The sequence below is a fragment of the Thiomonas islandica genome (assembly GCF_055383445.1).
Genome location: NZ_AP042391.1, coordinates 1,272,674 through 1,293,561 on the forward strand (window position 1 = coordinate 1,272,674; position 20,888 = coordinate 1,293,561).

The 20,888-nt window shown below is 65.9% G+C and carries 16 protein-coding genes and 1 tRNA gene; 5 read left to right on the top strand and 12 right to left on the bottom strand.

What is annotated here, in order from left to right; genetic code table 11:
• Positions 1 to 86: 86 nt before the first annotated feature.
• Positions 87 to 629: an SCP2 sterol-binding domain-containing protein gene (locus ACZ47F_RS06160; protein ID WP_464926401.1), complete on the top strand. Its 543-nt coding sequence runs from the start codon at positions 87 to 89 to the stop codon at positions 627 to 629.
• A 77-nt stretch (positions 630 to 706) separates the two neighbouring features.
• Here the strand turns inward: ACZ47F_RS06160 and ACZ47F_RS06165 are convergent, their stop codons facing one another.
• The 4 genes from ACZ47F_RS06165 to ACZ47F_RS06180 all read right to left on the bottom strand — a co-directional run bounded on the left by ACZ47F_RS06165 (position 707) and on the right by ACZ47F_RS06180 (position 5,047).
• Complete coding sequence (locus tag ACZ47F_RS06165) at positions 707 to 1,183, bottom strand: DsrE family protein (protein ID WP_013106837.1); 477 nt, start codon at positions 1,181 to 1,183, stop codon at positions 707 to 709.
• A gap of 40 nt (positions 1,184 to 1,223) precedes the next feature.
• Positions 1,224 to 2,393 (bottom strand): porin, encoded by a 1,170-nt coding sequence (locus ACZ47F_RS06170; protein ID WP_464926402.1) that lies wholly within the window; start codon positions 2,391 to 2,393, stop codon positions 1,224 to 1,226.
• 474 nt (positions 2,394 to 2,867) lie between these two features.
• Positions 2,868 to 4,373 (bottom strand): ribonuclease G, encoded by a 1,506-nt coding sequence (gene rng, locus ACZ47F_RS06175; RefSeq protein WP_464926403.1) that lies wholly within the window; start codon positions 4,371 to 4,373, stop codon positions 2,868 to 2,870.
• Positions 4,370 to 5,047, bottom strand: a complete 678-nt coding sequence (locus ACZ47F_RS06180) for a Maf family protein (protein WP_464926404.1) — start codon at positions 5,045 to 5,047, stop codon at positions 4,370 to 4,372. Before ACZ47F_RS06180 ends, rng begins: the two co-directional genes overlap by 4 nt.
• 147 nt (positions 5,048 to 5,194) lie before the next feature.
• Between ACZ47F_RS06180 and mpl the strand changes: the two genes are divergently transcribed.
• Positions 5,195 to 6,592 carry a UDP-N-acetylmuramate:L-alanyl-gamma-D-glutamyl-meso-diaminopimelate ligase gene (gene mpl, locus ACZ47F_RS06185; protein WP_464926405.1) on the top strand — a complete coding sequence of 466 codons (1,398 nt, stop codon included), beginning with the start codon at positions 5,195 to 5,197 and terminating at the stop codon, positions 6,590 to 6,592.
• A 9-nt stretch (positions 6,593 to 6,601) separates the two neighbouring features.
• Positions 6,602 to 7,699 (top strand): chorismate synthase, encoded by a 1,098-nt coding sequence (gene aroC, locus ACZ47F_RS06190; protein ID WP_464926406.1) that lies wholly within the window; start codon positions 6,602 to 6,604, stop codon positions 7,697 to 7,699.
• A gap of 3 nt (positions 7,700 to 7,702) precedes the next feature.
• Here aroC and ACZ47F_RS06195 read toward each other — a convergent pair.
• Positions 7,703 to 7,777: transfer RNA gene (locus ACZ47F_RS06195), tRNA-Arg, on the bottom strand.
• Between the two features lie 79 nt (positions 7,778 to 7,856).
• Between ACZ47F_RS06195 and merR the strand changes: the two genes are divergently transcribed.
• Positions 7,857 to 8,267: an Hg(II)-responsive transcriptional regulator gene (gene merR / locus ACZ47F_RS06200; protein ID WP_464926407.1), complete on the top strand. Its 411-nt coding sequence runs from the start codon at positions 7,857 to 7,859 to the stop codon at positions 8,265 to 8,267.
• Between the two features lie 35 nt (positions 8,268 to 8,302).
• On the opposite strand, the gene ACZ47F_RS06205 is transcribed toward merR, so the two are convergent.
• The 6 genes from ACZ47F_RS06205 to ACZ47F_RS06230 are packed head-to-tail and all read right to left on the bottom strand — an operon-like array spanning position 8,303 to position 12,947.
• Positions 8,303 to 9,184: a lysophospholipid acyltransferase family protein gene (locus tag ACZ47F_RS06205; RefSeq protein ID WP_464926408.1), complete on the bottom strand. Its 882-nt coding sequence runs from the start codon at positions 9,182 to 9,184 to the stop codon at positions 8,303 to 8,305.
• Positions 9,181 to 10,482 (bottom strand): dihydroorotase, encoded by a 1,302-nt coding sequence (locus ACZ47F_RS06210; protein ID WP_464926409.1) that lies wholly within the window; start codon positions 10,480 to 10,482, stop codon positions 9,181 to 9,183. The genes ACZ47F_RS06205 and ACZ47F_RS06210 overlap by 4 nt, the downstream gene beginning before the upstream one ends.
• Positions 10,479 to 11,447 carry an aspartate carbamoyltransferase catalytic subunit gene (locus ACZ47F_RS06215; protein WP_464926410.1) on the bottom strand — a complete coding sequence of 323 codons (969 nt, stop codon included), beginning with the start codon at positions 11,445 to 11,447 and terminating at the stop codon, positions 10,479 to 10,481. Before ACZ47F_RS06215 ends, ACZ47F_RS06210 begins: the two co-directional genes overlap by 4 nt.
• A 15-nt stretch (positions 11,448 to 11,462) precedes the next feature.
• On the bottom strand, positions 11,463 to 12,002 hold the full coding sequence (gene pyrR / locus ACZ47F_RS06220; protein WP_464926411.1) for a bifunctional pyr operon transcriptional regulator/uracil phosphoribosyltransferase PyrR: 540 nt from the start codon (positions 12,000 to 12,002) through the stop codon (positions 11,463 to 11,465).
• Positions 11,996 to 12,382: a Holliday junction resolvase RuvX gene (gene ruvX, locus ACZ47F_RS06225; RefSeq protein ID WP_464926412.1), complete on the bottom strand. Its 387-nt coding sequence runs from the start codon at positions 12,380 to 12,382 to the stop codon at positions 11,996 to 11,998. Before ruvX ends, pyrR begins: the two co-directional genes overlap by 7 nt.
• A complete protein-coding gene (locus ACZ47F_RS06230; protein WP_464926413.1) occupies positions 12,375 to 12,947 on the bottom strand; it encodes a YqgE/AlgH family protein in 573 nt (190 codons plus the stop codon). Before ACZ47F_RS06230 ends, ruvX begins: the two co-directional genes overlap by 8 nt.
• Before the next feature lie 80 nt (positions 12,948 to 13,027).
• Here ACZ47F_RS06230 and ACZ47F_RS06235 point away from each other — a divergent pair, with 80 nt between their 5' ends.
• Positions 13,028 to 14,545 (top strand): cryptochrome/photolyase family protein, encoded by a 1,518-nt coding sequence (locus ACZ47F_RS06235; RefSeq protein ID WP_464926414.1) that lies wholly within the window; start codon positions 13,028 to 13,030, stop codon positions 14,543 to 14,545.
• Positions 14,546 to 14,830: 285 nt separating this feature from the next.
• On the opposite strand, the gene ACZ47F_RS06240 is transcribed toward ACZ47F_RS06235, so the two are convergent.
• A complete protein-coding gene (locus ACZ47F_RS06240) occupies positions 14,831 to 20,818 on the bottom strand; it encodes a hybrid sensor histidine kinase/response regulator (protein WP_464926415.1) in 5,988 nt (1,995 codons plus the stop codon).
• Between the last annotated feature and the right edge of the window lie 70 nt (positions 20,819 to 20,888).

Consider the following 20,888-nt stretch of genomic DNA (forward strand, 5'->3'; position numbering starts at 1 on the left):
TTTCCCGGCCCTGCCTCGTGTCGTCGCGCCACGGCAGGGCCGCACCACGCTGCGCGACATCGAAAACCTCTTGGAGACAACCCCACATGAAAGCCCTGTTCCATTCCCGCCGTCCCCTGCAGGCCCTCGCGCTGGCCGTTGGCCTGACCCTGAGCAGCGCGGCAGCCACTGCCTGGGCAGATCCCCCCGTGCTGATGTCGCCCCAGTGGGCCAGCCAGGCCTGCACCGCGTGGAACAACACTCCCGCGCTGACCGACGGCCTCAAGGGTGAGTTCATGCACGACGACAAGGGGCGCGGGTACAAGCTGGTCGAGATGTACCGCACCGACTGTGGCAAGGACAGCGCAGTCGAACTCAAGCTGCAGCTGCAGAATGACAAGGCGATGTGCGTCTACGGCGGCGCTCCGACACTCAAGCCCAATTTCGATGTCGACTTCCTGATGCACGCCAACACCAAGCAGTGGGAAGAAATGGGCAAGGGCGAATACGGCCCGATGAAGGCCATGATGTTCGGTCGCCTCGAATTCCAGGGGCCGAAGATGGTGGCCATGCGCGCCATGGACCCATTCTCCTCTTTCCTGCTGCTGGTCGGCAAAGTGCCGGGCAGCACGGCCACCTGCCCGAAATAAGCAAGAGGTGCGTTTCACGCGCCTGAAATCAAAAAGACAGGGACGCAGTGCATCCCTATCTTTTTGATGTGCCTCGATCATAGACCAGGCTTCGGTGCTGAGGGATGGATATACGCCCACCCTTGCGCTTCCCGAATGGTGATTTCTCCCATTCCGGACGGCACCACAGTGATGAATGGATATAGATCCTTGCGATCCACATGCAACTCGCGCAAGGTATTGGCACATTGCGCTAACAGCACGCCCTGCTGTTGCAGAACTTGCAATTTTTTCTCAAAACCATTGTTCTTGACGTAGGCGGCGAATCCCTGGGCGTTGGCGATCAACTCGACCTGGACCTTGCCTTTGAGCCTGGGGTCATGGAGCAGGTTTTCTATATTGTTGATGGTCTTTTTGATAGCGCCTGGACTACCGGAGTCGATCTGGAAGATCGCACCGTAGTGCGACTGCGTGGCGATTGCCGGAACCGTATCCTCAGCGTGTGCCAGACCGGGCAAGAATGCAAATGTAGTGAGCGTTGCGCCAACAAGCGCACGTCGGATGAACATGTTCATGATTTTTCCTTGGACAAAGTGGGTAATGGCGCTGGAGCCATCAGAAGAAATGACGCAGGCCGATGGTTAGACCACTGGCACTCGCGCCGCCAACGGTTCCCTGTGCGGTGAAACCGTTATCGCCAACATACAAATCTGTTGCCGAATCGTTGCGGATGCGTGAATACGATGTATAGATGTTCGTCCTCTTGGAGAGCGGATAAAGATAACCAATGGCCACTTGCGTTGCAGTGGTGTCAGATTTGTTCATGTCACTGCGCCTGGAAATTGAAGCCAGAAATTTCCCTCGCGGCAGGGGAATAGTTGCGCCAAGCATCCATATTTTCAAATCCGGTACGAAATGTCCTGCCGCATAGGGCAGACCATCGCCGTATTTTTCGTCAGAATAAAGTGCAGTCAGTTTGGCGACGGGAAAATCATATCCACCATAGAGCTGGACGACTTCATTATTGAACGAGCCCTGTTGGGTGAGCGTTGCAGCTGGACCGAATTCCCAGGCCAGTGCAACATAAGGATTAAATTTGCTGCCTGCGCTGTACGGATGGTTATTTTTTAGATAATCAATTCCAGCGGTAAAGTTTTTGGATTCATAATCCACGTTCAGTTCATAAGACTGTCCCTTTGAGAAGCTTCCGGGCTGTCCACCAAATGCGTAGAGCATGGCGGCCGTTAGCCCGCCAAAATCGGGAGTCCGGTATCCAACAGCCTGCGAAAATCGAACGTAGTTATAGCCTGCGGGGTCGATGTTTTTCACAGCCCCAGTCATCCCTGTCATGAATGGATCGATCTTGACGAGATTGTCATAATTCAGACTGTAAAAGCGACCGGCCTTAAAAACGCCATAGCGGCTTTTTAACCCCAGCAGGCTGAGGCGACCCATGAACCCCCCACCCGAGCAAACACTCGATCCCACGGCACTGTTATCCCCCTTGTATACGAGGCTGCCTGGAAACGAATTGGTGCCGTTTCCACAAAATCCGGTTTCGACATCAAAAAATGTTTGCAAACCCCCTCCCAAATTTTCCTGTCCTCGTATCCCGATCCGGTCTGTGGATTGCACGCCGGAACCGAGCCGGTTCAGGCTGGTGTTGTCATAGGTCAGCCTTTCAATGCCCATGTCAATGACGCCGTAGAGCTGGGCACCCTCCTTAGCGTGGGCCATTTGACAGCATGCCCCTATGACTACAGCTGCCATGATGCTTTTTTTCATGCAATCTCCTCCTTGATCTATTTTGGAACCCGATAGCGTGCTGCTCGGCTCTGGACTGAAGTACTTCAGCAAGGCGGATTCAAATAGAGATTGCAACTCTCAACAAATTGATTTTTCTTGTTACTTATATGAATTAAATTTATGCCAAATTCGGGGCATTAAATATAAGAAAATAATTATATGGTGTAAAAATATAATAATTATTTTCTTATATTTTAAGAATTTCAATGGGTTGCGCGATTCCTCGGCATTCCTATAAGAAAATTCGCAAAGAATATTCATGCAATGCAGCCAATTGACACGGCGTGATCAGTCCAATCGCGGCAAGACGGCGAAATCTCCGCTGTTACATTAAGACGGATTTGTTGCAAGTGGCCTGGCGCGTCCTTGGCTTTGCCGTCGTGCTGCCAAGCTGATTGCGCTGGGCAAACCGTATCGACCAGCTCAGGACTGGCGGGAAACAGGCGGGGGCTGTCAGGTCAGCACAATGTCGTACTGTTGCTGCGAAAACGCGGGCTCGACCTGTAGCGAGACGGGCTTGCCGATGAAGTCCGACAGCGAAGCCAGGTGCTGGCTTTCTTCTTCGAGAAACAGGTCGATGACATCGGCAGCAGCGACGATGCGGAACTCGCGCGGGTTGAACTGCTTGGCTTCGCGCAGGATCTCGCGCAGGATTTCATAGGCGACGGTGCGCGCGGTTTTCACTTGCCCCAGCCCGCCGCAGGTCGGGCAGGGTTCGAGCAGCATGTGCGCCAGCGAGTCGCGCGTGCGCTTGCGGGTGAGCTCGACCAGGCCGAGCTGCGAAAAGCCGCTGACCGTGACCTTGACCTTGTCGCGCGACAGCGCCTTGCGCAGCTCGTCGAGGACGGCAGCGCGGTGCTGCGGGCTGTGCATGTCGATGAAGTCGATGATGATGATGCCGCCCAGATTGCGCAGCCGCAGTTGCCGCGCGATCGCCTGCGTGGCCTCCAGGTTGGTGCGGTAGATGGTGTCGTCGAAGTTGCGCGCGCCCACATACCCGCCGGTGTTGACATCGATGGTGGTCATCGCCTCGGTCTGGTCGATGATCAGATAGCCGCCCGATTTGAGGTCGACGCGCCGCCCGAGCGCGCGCTCGATCTCCTCATCCACGTTGGCGGTCTCGAACAGCGGGCGCTCGCCGCGGTAGAGCTGCAGCAGGCCGCTGACCCGCGGCATGTATTCGGCGGCGAAAGCCTGCAGCGCCTCGTAATTCTCGCGCGAGTCGATCTGCACACTGCGCGTGGCATCACTGACCAGATCGCGCAGCACGCGCTGCGCCAGGCTCAGTTCCTGATAGAGCAGGGCCGGCGCGCTGCTGCTTTGCGCGCGCTGCTGGATCGCAGCCCAGGTCTTGCGCAGGTAAGCGATGTCTTCGGCCAGTTCGGCATCGCTGGCGTCCTCGGCATTGGTACGCACGATGAAGCCTTGCGAGCCTGCGGCATCGGCAGCTAGCAGCGCACTCATGCGCTCGCGCAGCGCCGCGCGGGTGTCGGCACCCTCGATCTTTTGCGAAATACCGATGTGGTCGTCCTGCGGCAGATGCACCAGCAGCCGCCCGGCCAGGCTGATCTGCGTGGTCAGGCGCGCACCCTTGGTGTTGATCGGGTCCTTGAGCACTTGCACCATCAAGGTCTGACCTTCGTAGATCAGTTTTTCGATCGGCTGCAACACCGGCGGGCCCGGGCTGTCGGTGGCAGCCTCGCCCGCGACCGGAACGGCCTGGCGCTGCCACAGGTCGGCCACGTGCAAAAACGCGGTGCGCTCCAGGCCGATATCGATGAAGGCCGACTGCATGCCCGGCAGCACCCGCACCACCTTGCCCAGATAGACATTGCCCACCAGCCCGCGCTCCAGACTGCGCTCGATGTGCAGCTCCTGCACCGCGGCATGCGCGACCAGCGCCACACGGGTTTCCTGTGGGGTGATGTTGATCAGAATGTCCTCGGGAGTCGGATTCATCGGCGGCTTGTCTCGGATTGGGATGGGTCTGCGATGCCGCCCGGCCAGCCGACCGCGCGCAGCAGGCGCAGGGTTTCGAACAGCGGCAGGCCAATGATGCCACTGGCGCTGCCGCTGATGTGCTCGACGAATGCCGCACCGCGTCCCTGCAGGGCGTAGGCGCCGGCCTTGCCGAACGGCTCGCCGCTGGCAATATAGGCAGCGATGTCGTGCGCGCTCAGCGCGGCAAAGCGCACCTGCGAGATCTGCAGAGCCTCCTGCCGTGTCGCGCCGCGCTGCACGCATACCGCGGTGAGCACGGTATGCGTCCTGCCCGACAGGGCAGACAGGATGCGCGCGGCATCGCGTGCGTCCTGCGTTTTGCCGTAGAGGGTGTCGCCCAGCGCCACCGTGGTGTCGGCGCACAGCAAAATGGCTGCCTCCGGCTGCACGTCGGGATGCCGCCGTGCCAGGCGGTGCCGTGCAGCCTCCATTTTCAGCCGGGTGATGCGCAGAACATAACCTGCGGCGGTCTCGCCGGGCAGCGCCTGCTCCAGTGCTTCGCTGTCCTCGTCGGGCCCGGGCGCGAGCAGCTCGAAGTCCACACCCACTTGCCGCAGCAGATCCTGCCGTCGCGGGCTGGCCGAGGCGAGATAGACCGTCAGGTTCGGCGCGTCGTGAAGGAAGATGGACATGGGCGGCAGGGTCAAGGTCGATGGACCAATTGTCTGCGCAAACCGGTTGGGCGAGCGCGTGGGGCGCAAAACGGGCTTGCGCCGCGCCGGGGAAGGCCGGGAGGACAGGCGTTCGCAGCGTGAGGGGCGGATCAATAGAATCCGCGCATGCACATCCACATCCTTGGTATCTGCGGCACGTTCATGGGCGGCGTGGCGGCGCTGGCGAAAGAATCCGGCCACCGCGTGACCGGCTGCGACGCGCAGGTCTATCCGCCAATGAGCAGCCAGCTGCAGAAGCTGGGTATCGATCTGATCGAGGGCTACGGCGCAGACCAGCTTGCGCTCAAGCCCGAGCTATGGGTCATCGGCAATGTGGTGTCGCGCGGCAATCCGTTGATGGAGGCAATTCTCGACGCGGGGCTGCCCTACGTGAGCGGGCCGCAATGGCTAGCCGAGCATGTGCTGCAGGGCCGCTGGACGCTGGCGGTTGCCGGCACGCACGGCAAGACGACGACCACCTCGATGCTCGCGCACATCCTGGAAGTTGCCGGGCTGAACCCCGGTTTCCTGATCGGCGGCGTGCCGCTGGATTTCGGCGCCTCGGCGCGCCTCGGGACGAATTTCTTTGTCATCGAAGCCGACGAATACGACACCGCCTTCTTCGACAAGCGTTCTAAGTTCGTGCACTACCACCCGCGCACCGCGGTGCTCAACAATCTGGAATACGACCACGCCGACATCTTCCCCGATCTGGCAGCGATCGAAACCCAGTTCCATCACCTGGTGCGCACCGTGCCGCGCAGCGGCCAGCTGGTGGTCAATGCCCGTTCGGAGGCGCTCGCGCGCGTGTTGGGGCGCGGCTGCTGGAGCGAGGTGGCGCTGTTCGACCATGCGGACCAGGGATGGAGCGCGCAGGGCGGCGAGCAGTGGTTCGAGGTGTTGCACCGTGGCAAGCGCATCGGCACGGTTCACTGGGCGCTGACCGGCGTGCACAACCGCAACAACGCGCTGGCAGCAATTGCCGCCGCGCAACATGCCGGGGTGTTTGCCGATGAAGCTTGCGCCGCGCTGTGCAGCTTTCAGGGTGTCAAGCGCCGCATGGAACTGCGTGGCACCGCAGGTGGTGTGCAGGTGATCGACGACTTCGCGCATCATCCCACCGCCATCGCTACCACGCTTGCTGGGCTGCGCCAGCAGATGCAGGCCGATCCAAAGGCGCGGTCGGCGCGCATTCTCGCGGTGTTCGAGCCGCGGTCCAACACCATGAAGCTCGGTGCGATGAAGGCGCTGCTGCCGGGCGCGCTGGCCGCGGCCGACCTGAGCTTTGGCTATGCCGGCGGCCTGGGTTGGGATCTGGCCGAAGCGCTGCAGCCGCTGGGCGACAAGGCGCAGACTTTCGACGATCTCGCCGTGCTGGTCGAGGCCGTGACTGCCGCCGCCCGGCCGGGTGACCGGGTGCTGGTGATGAGTAACGGCGGCTTCGGCGGCGTGCACGACAGGCTGCTGCAGGCGCTGGCCACGCGCGCGGTGCAAGACAGCTCTGCGCCTACCCCACAACCCTGAAAGCCCCCCATGTCCGGAAACACCCTCGGGCTGCTGTTTGCAGTCACCACTTTCGGCGAATCGCACGGTCCGGCCATCGGCTGCGTCATCGACGGCTGCCCACCCGGCATGGATTTGAGCGAGGCCGACATCCAGCCCGATCTCGATCGCCGCCGTCCCGGCACCAGCCGCCATGTGACCCAGCGGCAGGAAGCCGACCAGGTCGAAATCCTCTCCGGCGTGTTCGAGGGCAAGACTACCGGCACGCCCATCGCCCTGCTGATCCGCAACACCGACCAGCGCAGCAAGGACTACGGCAATCTGCTGCAGACCTTTCGCCCTGGCCATGCCGACTACACCTATTGGCGCAAATACGGCCTGCGCGATCCGCGCGGCGGCGGTCGCTCCTCGGCCCGGCTGACCGCGCCCATCGTCGCCGCCGGTGCCGTGGCGAAAAAATGGCTGGCCGGACGATATGGGGTTGCGGTGCGTGCTTGCATGACCCAGCTCGGCGATGTGCCCATCCCCTTCCAGACCTGGGACGCGGTGCATCAAAACCCGTTCTTTGCGCCCAATGCCGACATCGTGCCCGAACTCGAGACCTATATGGACGCGCTGCGCAAGTCGGGCGATTCGGTCGGCGCGCGCCTCATGGTGGTTGCCAGCGGCGTGCCCACCGGCTGGGGCGAGCCGCTGTACGACAAGCTCGACGCCGACCTCGCGCACGCGCTGATGGGACTCAACGCGGTCAAGGGCGTGGAAATCGGCGCTGGCTTTGCCAGCGTGACGCAAAAAGGCACGCAGCACGGCGACGAACTCACCCCGCAGGGCTTTGCCAGCAACAACGCCGGCGGCGTGCTCGGCGGCATCAGCACTGGGCAGGACATCGTGGCCTCGATTGCCATCAAACCCACGTCGAGTATCCGCCTGCCGCGGCAATCGGTGGATCTGCAGGGCGTGCCCACCAGGGTGGAAACCCACGGCCGCCACGACCCCTGCGTGGGCATCCGCGCTGCACCGATCGCCGAGGCCCTGGTGGCCATCGTGCTGATCGACCACGCGTTGCGCCACCGCGCACAGTGCGGCGATGTGCAAATAGACCAACCCCCGATCCCGGCCAGCCGCTGAACCTGGTCCCGCCGACAGGAATCGAACCTGTATTTGCCGCTTAGGAGGCAGCCGTTCTATCCATTGAACTACGGCGAGCAACCGCAATGGTAAGCCACCCCCATGCGGCGGGGGGCGCCGCTGCGCTCACCTCGTGCCGCAGAGAGAAGACCGCACCATGACCGGCTTTGTCACGCAGACACTGACCATCGGCGCGCTGGCCCGGGCGGCCGGGGTGCATGTGGAGACCATCCGCTTCTACCAGCGCAAGGGGCTGCTGGCGGTGCCGCCGCGACGCCCAGGCGGGTTTGCGCACTACGGCGCATGCGACGTGGCGCGGGTGCGGTTCATCAAATCGGCGCAGCGTCTGGGATTCAGTCTGGAGGAGGTGGCCGAGCTGCTCGCGCTCGATGATGGCATGCATTGCCACGAGGCCAGCGCGCTGGGCGCTCGCAAGCTGGCGGACGTGCGCGCGCGTCTGGCCGATCTGCAGCGCATCGAGTCGGCGCTGTCGGACATGCTACGCGCCTGCGGCGAGAGCGCGGGGGCGACCGCCTGTCCGTTGATCGCTGCGCTGCACAAGGAGTAAGCCGCACCCTACGGGCGGCCTGCCTGTGCAGGCGTTCACCCGCCCTGTTCGCGTCGCTCGGCCAGCCGTGCGGCAATCGCTGCACGGGTCTGCTCCGCCAGCCAGCGCCGGTTGTTCGACTGCAGGGGTTCCAGATAGTGCAGCTCGACCCGCAGGCGGGGCGCAGCGCAGATGCGCCACAGGCTGCCGACCATGGTCTCGTCGCCCACATAGGCCGCGGCGCGGCTGAAGTGGCCGGTGTGCTGGTCGGCATAGAACAGCGCCACAGGCTGCACCGCCCTCAGCCCATCGCCCACGCAGGCGGCCTGGAACAGGTTGGCATGAAACGGCAGCAGAGTGTGCCCGTGGCTGGTGGTGCCTTCGGGAAACACGCCGACATGGTCGCCCTGCTGCAGGCACTGCGCCATCTGGTGGATCACGCGCACCACGTCCTGCGCGCGCTCGCGCTCGATGAACAACGTGCCCACGCCGCGCACCAGCGGGCCGATCAGTGGCCAGTGCGCGGCCTGTGCCTTGGAGACGAAGCGCACCGGCTGCACCGCGTTGATCGCGAAAATGTCGATCCAGGAGATGTGGTTGGCTGCCAGCAGCGACGGGGTTTGCAGCGGCGTTCCGTACACCTGCAGTGCGATGCCGCTCAGGCGCAGCAGCTGCGCCGACCAGTCGCGGATGCATTGCTGCCGCTGCGCCGCGGACAGGGCGGGAAACTGATTGCGGATGATGCGCTGGCCGCGCAGGGCGTGCGCGCCGAGCTGCCCCAGCCGCACAACGAACCGTGCCGGCGCCGTGGCGCGCCGCAGCAGCGGCGCGGCAACGGGGGGCACGGCGGGCCGGTCGATCGCCTCGGACGATGCTGTCGGTGTTGCCTGATCTGCAGCGACAGACGAGACTACGGTTTGCGGTGGCGGCCGACTCATGCGGTGACTGGGGCCGGCGCGCTCCACACCACCCGCCCGTCGATCACCGCGTGCCGCACGCGGCCCGGCAGTTCCTGCTCGGCCAGCGGGGTCAATCGGCTCTGGCTGTGCAGTGCCTCGGGAGTGGCGCGCCAGCGTGCTTCGGGGTCGACCAGAATGCATTCGGCAGCCGCGCCGACCTCTAGCGTTGCCGGGGTCAGGCCCGCGGCCTGCGCAGCGCGATGGCCCACGCAGCCCAGCACCTGCACCAGCGGCAGGCCAGTGTCGGCGGCGAACCGCAGCGTCACCGGCAGCAGCAGCTCCAGCCCTGTGGCGCCCGGAGCGGCGTCGGCGAAGGTCTGGGTCTTGTCGTCGCTGCTCACCGGGGTGTGGTCGGAGCACAGCGCGTCGATGGTGCCGTCGGCCAGCGCAGCGCGCAGCGCGTCGCGGTCTCGGCTCTGGCGTAACGGCGGATCGAGCCGGGCGCGGGCGTCGAAATAGCCGATGTCCAGATCGGTGAGCATCAGGTTGTTGATCGATACATCGCAGGTCAGCGGCAGCCCCTCGGCCTTGGCCTGCCGCACCAGCGCCACACCTGCAGCGCTGGACAGCTTGCTCACATGCACCGCGCAGCCGGTGGCGCGCATCAGTTCGAACAGGGTGTGCAGCGCCACCGTCTCGGCAATCACCGGCACACCGGCCAGACCGAGGCGCTGCGCATACGCGCCGCTGGCGGCGATGCCCCCGCGCGACAGTGCCGCATCCTTGGCGCGCAGCCAGATCTTGTAGCCGAAAGTGCTGGCGTATTGCATGGCGCTGTAGAGCACCTTGGTGTCGGCCACCGGGGTGTCGGCCTGCGAGAAGCCGATGCAGCTCGCGCGGGTGAGCTCGGCCATTTCGCTCAGCCGCTCGCCGGCAAGGCCCTTGGTCAGCGCGCCCAGCGGATAGACCCGCGCGCTCTTGATGCGCCGCGCGCGCCAGCGCAGCATTTCGACCAGGCTGGGTTCGTCGAGCACCGGATCGGTGTCGGGCGAGCAGACCACGCGGGTGACGCCGCCAGCCAGTGCCGCGCGCAACTCGGTCTCCAGCATGCCTTCGTGTTCATATCCCGGCTCGCCCAGGCGGGCGCAGAGGTCGATCAGGCCGGGCAGGACGATGAGCCCCTCGGCGGCCAGTGTCTGGTCTGGCTGGAAGCCCGCCGGCGCCTGGCCGACGCCGACGATGCGCTCGCCGACGATGGCGATGTCGCCCTGGGCATCGAGCCCGCGCAGCGGGTCGATCAGGCGCCCGCCGCGGATGAGGAGTTGGGTGGTGCTCATGCAGGAGTTTCGGTGGAGGCGACGATGGACAGCACGGCCATGCGCACCGCGATGCCGAAGCGCACCTGATCGAGGATGACGCTGCGCGGGCCGTCGGCCACGGCGCTGTCGATCTCGACACCGCGGTTGATCGGCCCCGGATGCATGACGATGGCGTCCGGCTTGGCCAGCGCCAGCCGCTCGGGGGTGAGACCGTAGGTCATGTTGAACTCGTGCGCCGAGGGCAGCAGCGCGCCGGACATGCGTTCGTTCTGCAGCCGCAGCATCATGATCACGTCGGCGTCGCGGATGCCTTCGGCCATGTCGTGACACACGCGCACGCCCATGTCACGCAGATCGCCCGGCGCCAGGGTTTTGGGGCCGACCGCACGTACCTCGGCCGCACCCAGAGTGGTGAGGGCATGGATGGCCGAGCGCGCCACCCGCGAGTGCACGATGTCACCGACGATGGCCACGGCCAGGTTGCTGAAGTCGCCCTTGAAGTGGCGGATGGTGTACATGTCGAGCAGGCCCTGCGTGGGATGGGCATGGCGGCCGTCGCCGGCGTTGACGATGTGCACATGCGGCGGAGTGTGCTGCGCAATCAGAAACGGCGCGCCGCTGTCGGCATGGCGCACGACGAACACGTCGGCATCCATCGCTTCGAGGTTGGCAATGGTGTCGAGCAGGCTCTCGCCCTTGCTGGTGCTAGAGCGCTGGATGTCGAGGTTGAACACGTCGGCCGACAGGCGCTGCGCTGCAATCTCGAAGGTGGTGCGTGTGCGCGTGCTGTTCTCGAAGAAGAGGTTGAACACGCTCTTGCCGCGCAGCAGCGGCACTTTCTTGACCTCGCGGCTGCCGAAGCTGACAAAGCCCTTTGCGGTGTCGAGGATGTGCAGCAGCACGTCGCGCGGCAGGCCTTCGGGCGTGAGCAGATGGCGCAGCTCGCCGTGCTGGTTGAGTTGGGGGTTGTGGGCGCGGGCCATGTCCAGCGGTACGGTTTACTTGCGCACGAGTTCGAAACGAAAGTGGATGCCCTCGGGCGCGTCTTCGTCGCGCAGCAGCGCGAGCGACTGGTCGGTAGGCAGTTGTAGCGTGGCGGCGACGATCTGCGGGCAGATCGGCAGCTCGCGTCCGCCGCGATCGACCAGCACGGCCAGATCGACGCGCGCGGGGCGGCCAAAGTCGAACAGCTCGTTGATCGCCGCCCGGGTGGTGCGGCCGGTGTGCAGCACGTCGTCGATCAGCAGCACAGCGCGTTCGGTGATCGGCACCGCCAGCGCGGTGCGGTTGGCACTGGGGTGCAGACCGCGGGTGGCGAAATCGTCGCGGTGGAAGGTCGACGAGACGACACCATAGGGCTGCGCAAGCTGTAGGTCGGCATGCAGGCGCTGCGCCAGCCAGGCGCCGCCGGAGTAGATGCCCACGAGCAGCGGCGGCTCGGGCTGCGCCGCAATTGCGCTGCGGACCTGGGCGAGCAGCCGGGCGTACAGCGCCTCGGCATCGGGTGGGGCGGCGGACGTGGAGGGTATGGTCAGCATTGCTGCAGGTATTGTTCGACGATGAGCTGCGCGGCGGCACTGTCCACGTCGTCTGCGCCGGCGCCTTCGGCGGCGACCGAGGTATAGCGCTCGTCGACCAGCACCACCGGCAGCCTGAAGCGTCCTTCGAGCTGGCGAGCAAAGCGCTTGGCGTGTGCGGTATTGTCGTGTGCGGATCCGTCGGGGTGCAAGGGCAGGCCGACGACCAGCTGCTGCGGCTGCCACTGCCGGATCAGCGCGGCGATGGCCGCGAATTTGAGGTCGTTGCGGTCGGCGCGCAGGGTGGAAAGGGGGGTGGCAGTGCGGGTGAGGCTGTTGCCCACCGCAGTGCCGATGCGGCGGCGGCCCCAGTCGAAGCCCAGCACCGTGATTTCAGGCATGTCCCGCGGTTTGGGACAGCATCGCCGGGTTGAACCCGAGCAGCGCCATCGCGGCATTGAAACGGGCTTCCACGGGGGTATCGAACATCACGGCCGGGTCGGCCTCGACCGTGAGCCAGCCGTTGTTGCCGATCTCCTCCTCGAGCTGTCCGGCGTTCCAGCCGGAATAGCCTAGGGCAATGAGATAGCGCGTCGGGCCGTCCCCAGCGGCCATGTGTTCGAGCACGTCTTTGGAGGTGGTCATCTGCAGACCACCTGGAATCTCGAGCGTGGAGGCGTACGGCGTGTTCGTTGCCTGGTGCAGCACGAAGCCGCGCTCGGTCTGCACCGGCCCGCCCTGTAGCACCGGCTGCGTCGCATGCGGCCCGGCGTGCGGTAGACCCACCCGCTCGAACAGTTCTTGCACCGTGATGTCCGATGGGCGGTTGATGATCAGGCCCAGTGCGCCGCGCGGCGAATGTTCGCAGACGAACACCACGGTGCCGGCGAAGTTCTCGTCCGCCATGCCGGGCATGGCAATGAGGAACTGGTTGCTGAGGTTGGAGGTGTCTGGGCGCGGGTTCATGATTTTGGAGTTTATCGCGCCGCGCACGGTCTGCGCCCGACTCGGCTATGGTGTGGCGTCCTTCATTCCGGTTTGTGTGCATGATGTCTGGGGCAAACGTTTCACCTGCCGCCTCGGCGGGACGGCGGCCGGGTGTCGGTCTGGTCTGGCTGCGCCGCGATCTGCGGCTGCACGATCACGCGGCGCTGCAGGCGGCGCTGCGCGTCTGCGACCGGGTCGCGCTGGCTTTCGTGTTCGACCGCGACATCCTCGATCCGCTGCTGGCGCGCGGGCTGCTTGCCGATCGGCGGGTGGAGTTCATTCTCGATGCGGTGACCGAGATCGACACGCGGCTGCGGGCGATGGGCTCGGCGCTGATCGTGCGGCATGGCCGCGCCGAGGAGGAGATTGTGCGGCTGGCCGCCGAGCTGGGCGCGTCCGCCGTGTTCTGCGGTCAGGACGATGAGCCGCAAGCACAGCGGCGCGACGCCGTGGTCGAGCAGGCGCTGGCGCGCGACGGGCGCTTTCTGCGCCGGGTCAAGGAGCACATGGTGTTTGCCGCCGACGAGGTGCTCACTGCGCAGCGCAAGCCCTACACCGTGTTCACGCCGTACCGCACCGCCTGGCTTGCGCGCTACGCGGCGCAGCCCGCGCTGCCGTGGGACGAGCCGCTGGACCCCGGCCGCCTTGCCGCACTGCCCGCGCCCATGGTGCGCCCGCTGCCCAGCCTGCAGACGCTGGGGTTTGCGCCGACCAATCTGCACAGCCTGCGGCTGGACCCGGGCGAGAGCGGCGCGCGCCGCATGCTCGACGATTTCCTGCAACGCATCGACCTGTACGATCAGACCCGCGATTTCCCCGCTCGCAAGGGGCCGAGCTATCTGTCGGTGCACCTGCGCTTCGGTACTGTGTCGATCCGCGCGCTGGTCGCGCTGGCCTGGGCGCGCATGCAGGCCGGCAGCAGCGGGGCGCGGGTGTGGCTGTCGGAGCTGATCTGGCGCGATTTCTATTTTCAGATCCTGCACCACCATCCGCATGTGGTGCAAGGAGCCTTCAAGCCCGCTTACGACCGCATTCAATGGCGCAATGACCCTGGGCAGTTTGCCGCGTGGTGCGAGGGGCGCACCGGCTATCCTCTGGTGGATGCGGCGATGCGGCAGATCAACCAGACCGGCTACATGCACAACCGGCTGCGCATGGTGGTGGCGAGCTTTCTCACCAAGGATCTGGGCATCGACTGGCGCTGGGGCGAGCAGTATTTTGCCGACCACCTCAACGACTTCGATCTGGCCGCAAACAACGGCGGCTGGCAATGGGCTGCGAGCAGCGGTTGCGACGCACAGCCGTATTTCCGCATTTTCAACCCGGTGATGCAAAGCGAGAAATTCGATCCATCGGGCGAGTTTATCCGCCGCTATCTGCCCGAGTTGGCCGGGCTGTCGGCAAAGGACATTCACGCGCCCTGGCAGGCTAGTGCGCAGGCGCTGCGCGCGGCAGGGGTGGAACTGGGTAAGACCTATCCGGCACCGATCGTGCGGCACGACCTGGCCCGGGCCGAGACGCTGCAGCGCTATGCGGTAGTCAAGTCGGCAGGCGAGCAGACCGCTCAGAGGCCTTGAACAGCCCTTCCCCCATTCGTGGGAGAGGTTCATGCGGACACTCCGTCATCCGTCAGGGGCAGCCCTCCCACGCGCGCAGGGCAGGCTGGGACCGAGCGCCCCACGTGTGGGCAGGACGCTGAGAGTCGCTTCAGTCAGCCAAGGCCCTTGTGCTCAGAGGTTGTGAATTTTTCTGTTGCGCGGCCCGCTGGCCGTAAAACGCGGTGCGCGGGTCTGGCTGATCTGTCTCAACCCTGCGCGCCGTGCGCATGAGCAGCAGGCCGCTCGCGACGACATCTTCACAACTCAGGTGGGCTGCGCCGCCTTGGCTGAGAATTCCTGAATGAGTTTCAGCAGCTCGGTTTCGGAGTAGGGCTTGCCCAGGTAGTGATTCACCCCGAGTTGCGCGGCATAGTTGCGGTGCTTGTCGGCAATGCGCGATGTGATCATGATGATGGGCAGCTTGTGCAACCGGGCGTCGGCGCGGATGTTGCGCGTCAGGTCGAAACCGTCCATGCGCGGCATCTCGATGTCGAGCAGCATGACATCGGGCAGGGTGCTGGCCTGCTGCAGTTGCTCCAGCGCGTCCAGGCCGTCCTTGGCGAGCTGCACCAGGTAGCCGTTGCGCTGCAGGAAGCGTTGCGTCACCCGCCGCACCGTGATTGAGTCGTCCACCACCATGATCAGCGGCGCGGTGCGGTGTGAGGCATCGGGCTCGGGTGGGGCCGGCACGGTGGGCAATCCGGCATCCACCGGTTGCGCTGCTGCCTGGGCGGGTGCAACCTCGACCGCAGGCGCCTGCAGCGCGGTCTGCATCAGCGCAGAGGCTTCCTGGCCATACACCGAGGCCAACGCAACCGGGTTGTAGATCAGCGCCGGCTCGCCCGACGGCAGCATCGAAATGCCGGCCAGACCGGGCACGCGCGAGAGCTGCGGCCCGAGGTTTTTCACCACCACTTCGCGGTTACCCAGGACTTCGTCGACCTGGATTGCCACGCGCTGCGTCGCGCTGCGGATCACGACCACCGGCACGCTCTTGCCGAACGGCTCGCTGCTGCGGCCGGACTGGCCGAGCAGCGCCCCCAGCCAGTAGAACGGCAGGCTGCCGTTGGCGTAATCGATCTGCAAGGTCTGCGACGCGCTGGCGATCTGCTCGGGTTTGAAGCGCAGCACGATCTCGACCAGGTTGGACGGTACCGCATACACTTTGTCGCCGGTGCGCAGCAGGACCACATGGGTGATCGCCGTGGTCAGCGGCAGCAGCAGGGTGAAGCGGGCACCGGCACCGGGCTGGTTGTCGAATAGCACGCGGCCACCGAGCGCGGCGACTTCGGTGCGCACCACGTCCAGCCCGACCCCGCGGCCGGCCACGGTGGTCGTGCTCTCGGCGCTGCTGAAGTGGGGCCGGAACATCAGTTGCGCCAGTTCCTCGTCGGACACGGCCTGCCCCGGGGCGATCAGGCCCAGGCGTTCGGCCTTGGCGCGGATCGCGGCGTAGTTCAGCCCGCGGCCATCGTCGGCCACGGTGATGACCACTTCGTTGCCGTCCTGGCGCAGGCTCAGAGTGATGGTACCGACCGCGGGCTTGCCAGCGGCTTGACGTTCTTCTGCGGTTTCGATGCCATGCGCCACGGCGTTGCGCAGCAGATGGTCGAAGCTGCCGGACACGCGCTCGAGCACGCCGCGGTCGAGCTCGATGTGGCCGCCGATGATTTCCAGCCGCACCGCCTTGCCCAGATCCTTGGCCGCCTGCCGTACGGTGCGGTACAGACGCTCGGACAAGCTGTCGAACTCGACCATGCGGGTGCGCAGCAGATCGCGCTGCAGTTCGCGGGTCTGGCGCGCCTGGCGGGCCATATCGTCATCCACCTGGCGCAGCAGCCGGCCCAGGGCGGTCTGCACCATGGCGATGTCGTTGACCGACTCGGCCATCATGCGGGTGAGTTCCTGCGTGCGGGTAAAGCGGTCGAACTCCAGTGGATCGAATTCGCGGTGTTCGTCGCGTGCGGCCTGCACCTGCGCAGTCATCTGCGCCTCGGCCTGGATCTCGATTTCGCGTACCTGCTGGCGTAGCCGTTCGAGGTTGTCGCCCAGATCGGCGACCGAGCTGCGGATCGCGGCAAATTCGTTTTCCAGCCGGGCGCGCGAAATGGTGATTTCGCCGGCCTGGTTGACCAGACGGTCGAGCAAGCCGGCGCGCACGCGCACCGCCTGCGCTGCGATGCGCGGCGTGGTCAGCCGCGTGGCGGCTTCGGCTGCGGGTGGCACTGGCGGCGCGGTCTGCCCGGATGGGGCGGCAGCCGGTTCGGTCTGGGGGGCTGCCTGCTCGGGCGGCGAACCGACCTGCGCAGGCAACGCCTCGGGCGACGTGCTGGCGGGCAGTTCGGCCAGTTGCGCCTGGCCTTGGTGCGCGGCCTGGCACAGGCGGTCGAAGCGGGCGCTGAGCTGATCGAAGCTGCCGAGCAGTTCGGCCAGGTCCGCTTCGCTGACCGGAGAGTTGGCGGCGAGGGAATCGATGTCGGATTCGAGGTGATGCGCCAGTTCGCCCAACCGCATCGCACCGGCCATGCGCGCACTGCCCTTGAAGGTGTGCAACGCACGCATGGCCTGCGCGGCCGGTGCCGGGTCGGCCGGATGCTGCTCCCATTGTCGCAGGCTGGCGGCCAGCGCGGGCAGGAGCTCGCCGGCTTCTTCCTCGAAAATGGGAAACAGGTCGGGATCGATGGTATCGACCAGTTGCTCCGTCACGGTCGCCCGCGGCGCGCCGGCCTCGCGGGGCGGGGCAGCCTGGGGCAACGGCTCGGCCTGCACGGCGGTTGGCGCAAAGGCTGGCGGCAGCGCTGCGGCGACTCCAGATTCGGCAGCCTGCTCGGCCGCGGCGGGTTCCTCAGGCGTTGCGGGCTCGGGCGGTGGAAGATCGAGGGGCGGGGCTGGCTGTGCCTCGGCGCCGGTCTGCTGAGGCTCGCCGGGCGTGGCGGCAGCGGTCAGCGCGGCCTCGCGCAGGGCGTCGAGTCGGGCGGGCAGCTCGGGCTGCACGGGCTTGAGGAAGCCCGCGGCGAATTGGTGCAGCAACTGTTTGATGTCGCTGGCGGCCTGTGCCAGGGCGTCGAGATCTGTGGGACGCGCAGCCTCTGGCGGCAGGGCATGCAGGGCATCGAGCGCGTGCTCGGTCTGGCTGGCCAGCTCGGCCACACTGCGCAGGCCGACGGTGGCCGAGCTGCCGGCCAGCTTGTGGGCCGCCACAACGGCGTATTCACCTAGCGGCTGCGCAGGGTCGCACAGCCAGGCGTGGATTTCGCTTTGCAGCGTGCGCGCGAGGTCGTCGGCCTCGGCCAGGTAGATGTTGTAGAGCGGGGTGGGAATGCGCAGATCGCCGATCTGCCGCACCGCGGCGTCCTGTGCGATCAGTTCCTCGGGCTGCGGCGTGGGAGCGGCCTGCTGCGCCGGCGCGGGTTCGGGTGCTTCGTGTGCTTCGGGTGCCGGAGCGGCGGCTAGGGTTTCTGCGGCGGGTGCGGGATGCGGCGGTTGCTGCGCGGCCAGCGCGGCCTCGAAGGCGGCCATGTCCGCTTCCTCGGCCACCGGGATCACGGCTGGCGGCAGGGCGTCCAGCGGTGGCAGCTCCAGGTCGATGCCAGCCAGCAGGGCCTGAACGTCGTTGGGTGTTTGCTGCGGGGCAGCGCGACCGTCCCCGGGCGGGGGCGGATGCAAACCGGCGAGCTCCACTGGGTGTGCGGCCGCGGGTTCTGCAGATCGGTCGGCGATAGGCTCGGCAGTGGGCTGCGCGACAGGTTCGACATCTGGGACGGCGATGGTTTCGACGGCCGGCTCGGCAGCAGGGGTCTGCGGGGCGACAGGTTTGCCAGAGGTATAGGCCTCGGCGGCCTGGCGCAGCTTGTCGCTGGTGAAGCGGTCTGCGGCCTGGTGGGCGATGGCCTCGGTCCACTGGCTGAGTTCGGCAAGCGCCAGCTGCGCCAGATCGAGCAGTCCGGGGGTGGCGCGGTGCAACTCGGCGATCTGGCGGTTGAACACCTGCTCCAGCGCCCAGGCGGCTTCGCCGTATTCGCCTAGCCCCACCATCCGGGAACTGCCCTTGAGGGTGTGGAAGGCGCGGCGCAGGCTGGTCAGCGCGGCTTCATCATCGGGCAGCGCGCGCAGATGCTGCAGCAGGGTCTGGGCATTGGCGATGACCTCGCGGGCTTCTTCGAGGAAGATATCGGTGAGCTCGTCCTCGGGGCTAGCGGCCTCTACCGCGGCTGGCTGTGCCTGGGGTTCTGCTGGGACAGTGGGCGGCGCCTCGGCGGGCGCTTGGGCGGACCCGGCAGACGTTGCCGCAGGCGCGGCTGGCGCTGCAGCCTCGACTGCGGCGGGAACTGGCGCAGGCGGCGGCTCGGGCGTGGGCTCGGCTTGGAGCAGCTGCGCCGGGATGTCGGATACGCCGGCCAGCGCGGCCTCGGCGCGCAGCTGGGCCAGACGCTGCTCGGCCTGCTCGGGCGCAAGGCCGCGCGCCATATCCTGCCGCAACTGCTCAGCCGCCTGTTCGACATCCTGCTTCGGTGTGGGCGGGGCGGTGCGCTGGGTTGACGGGACGATGGCACGCAGCAGTTTCTGCTCAGGGTCGAACACGAACAGACTCTTGGCGAGCTCGGGCTGGTACGACAGCATGTCGACCAGAAAGCCGAGCACGCCGATATTGCCGGCCAGGGCGTCGAAGCGGGCGGTGTCGGGCAGGGTGTCTGCGCCAAGTAGGACATCGATCTCATCGCGCAGATGGGTCAGCGCGGCGCTGGCCACATCGACACCGAGCACCGAGAACACGCCGCGCATCTGCGACAACAGCTGCGGCACCGGGGCCAGATCGGGTTTGGTCGCCGGGTTGCGGAAATACGCATCGAGCAGCTTTTCCACCGCGTTCATGTCGGCGCGCAGTTCCTGCACCACGCTGCCCATGGTTTGCGATTCGGACGCCTGGCGGAACAGGTCTTCCATCCAGCCGGCCAGCGGATCGGGGTCGAGTCCCTGTGCGCTCTGGTTTAGCCGCTGGGCGAGGATTTGCGCGCGTTCGAGAAAACGCTGTTCCTCGGGGCGGAAATGCCCGAAGCTGATCTCGAGGAACAGGATGGCGGTAGCTACGTCGAGCGCGCGCTCCGGAGTGAGGAAATCGTTGCGGGCGGCCACAGCCTTGAACACCGTCACCAGTGCTGCGGCCAATGCCTCGCTGCCCGGCACCAGGGCGTGCAGCGGCTGCTGTAGCGCGTGTGCCAGCTCGGTCAGACGGGCCATGCGCGCCGGGTCGAGATGGGTTTGCGCATGTCCGGCCAGGGCACTCCAGGCGTCGCGCAGGGCCTGCACACGCTTGCGCGCCTGCTGCACCAGGGCAGGATCGATCAGGCCGAAATGGCTCTGGCGATAGTCGGCAAACGGGGCCGCAGACAGATCCAGCCTGGAGTCGATGGCGCGCAGATTGGGCAGGCGGGACGGGTCGGTCTGGCCGCTGGCGTGCAGCGCCTGGGCGCAGAAAAAGGTCAGATCGTGTCCCAGGCGCTGCGGCGCGGGGCTTTGGCCCTGCAACTGGCTGCGCAGCTGCAGGTTGAGGCGGTTGAGCAGGCGCTTGATGTCTAGGTCGGGTGCGAGCAGTCCTGCACCCAGCGCCTCGAACACGCCGCGGGCCAGCCACCACAGACTGGCGGTCGGGCCGCGGGCACCGGCCTGTGCCTTGCGCGCCACGGCGTCCAGATCGCGTATCGCCGCATCGATCTGCTGGCCGCGCAGCACGCGCAGCAGACCCATTTCGAACTGTGTCCGGTCATCGGCGCCCAGTGGCGGCGTATCCGGCAGCGACGGGGCTTCTGGCCAGGTCCAGTCGTGATCCCACAGGTCGGCGGGATGGATGCGCTCGGCCTGCGCCAGCTCCATCAGGTCGCGGTACTGGGGAAAGAGCTTGAGCGCCGGCTCGTTCTTACCGGCGCGCTGCGATTCGAGGTAGTCGACCAGGGCATTGAAGCCGGCCTCGAAGCGCTGCAACGCGCCACTGTCGAGCTTTTCGGGATGGTCGATCAGATGGTCGAGCGCGCTCTCGGCGGCCTGCATCAGCCGCGCCGCGCCGAAAAACCCGAGCAGCTCGATGGCGCCGGCAGCCTGGTGCACCTGGGTGCGTGCGGTACGCAGCCCGGCCTTTTCGGCCGTGGCCGCGCCGGGCAGTTCTTCACCCGGCTGCTTTGCGGCACGCTTGAGTGCCGTACGCGCGGCCTGCAGGTTGTCGCTGATCTGGTCGAGCAACCAGGCCAGCGGTCCCATGTCCGCTCCTGATGCGGTGTGCACGGCGTGTTTCGAAGCGGAGACTGTGTTCATGCCGGGAAAGCCGAGG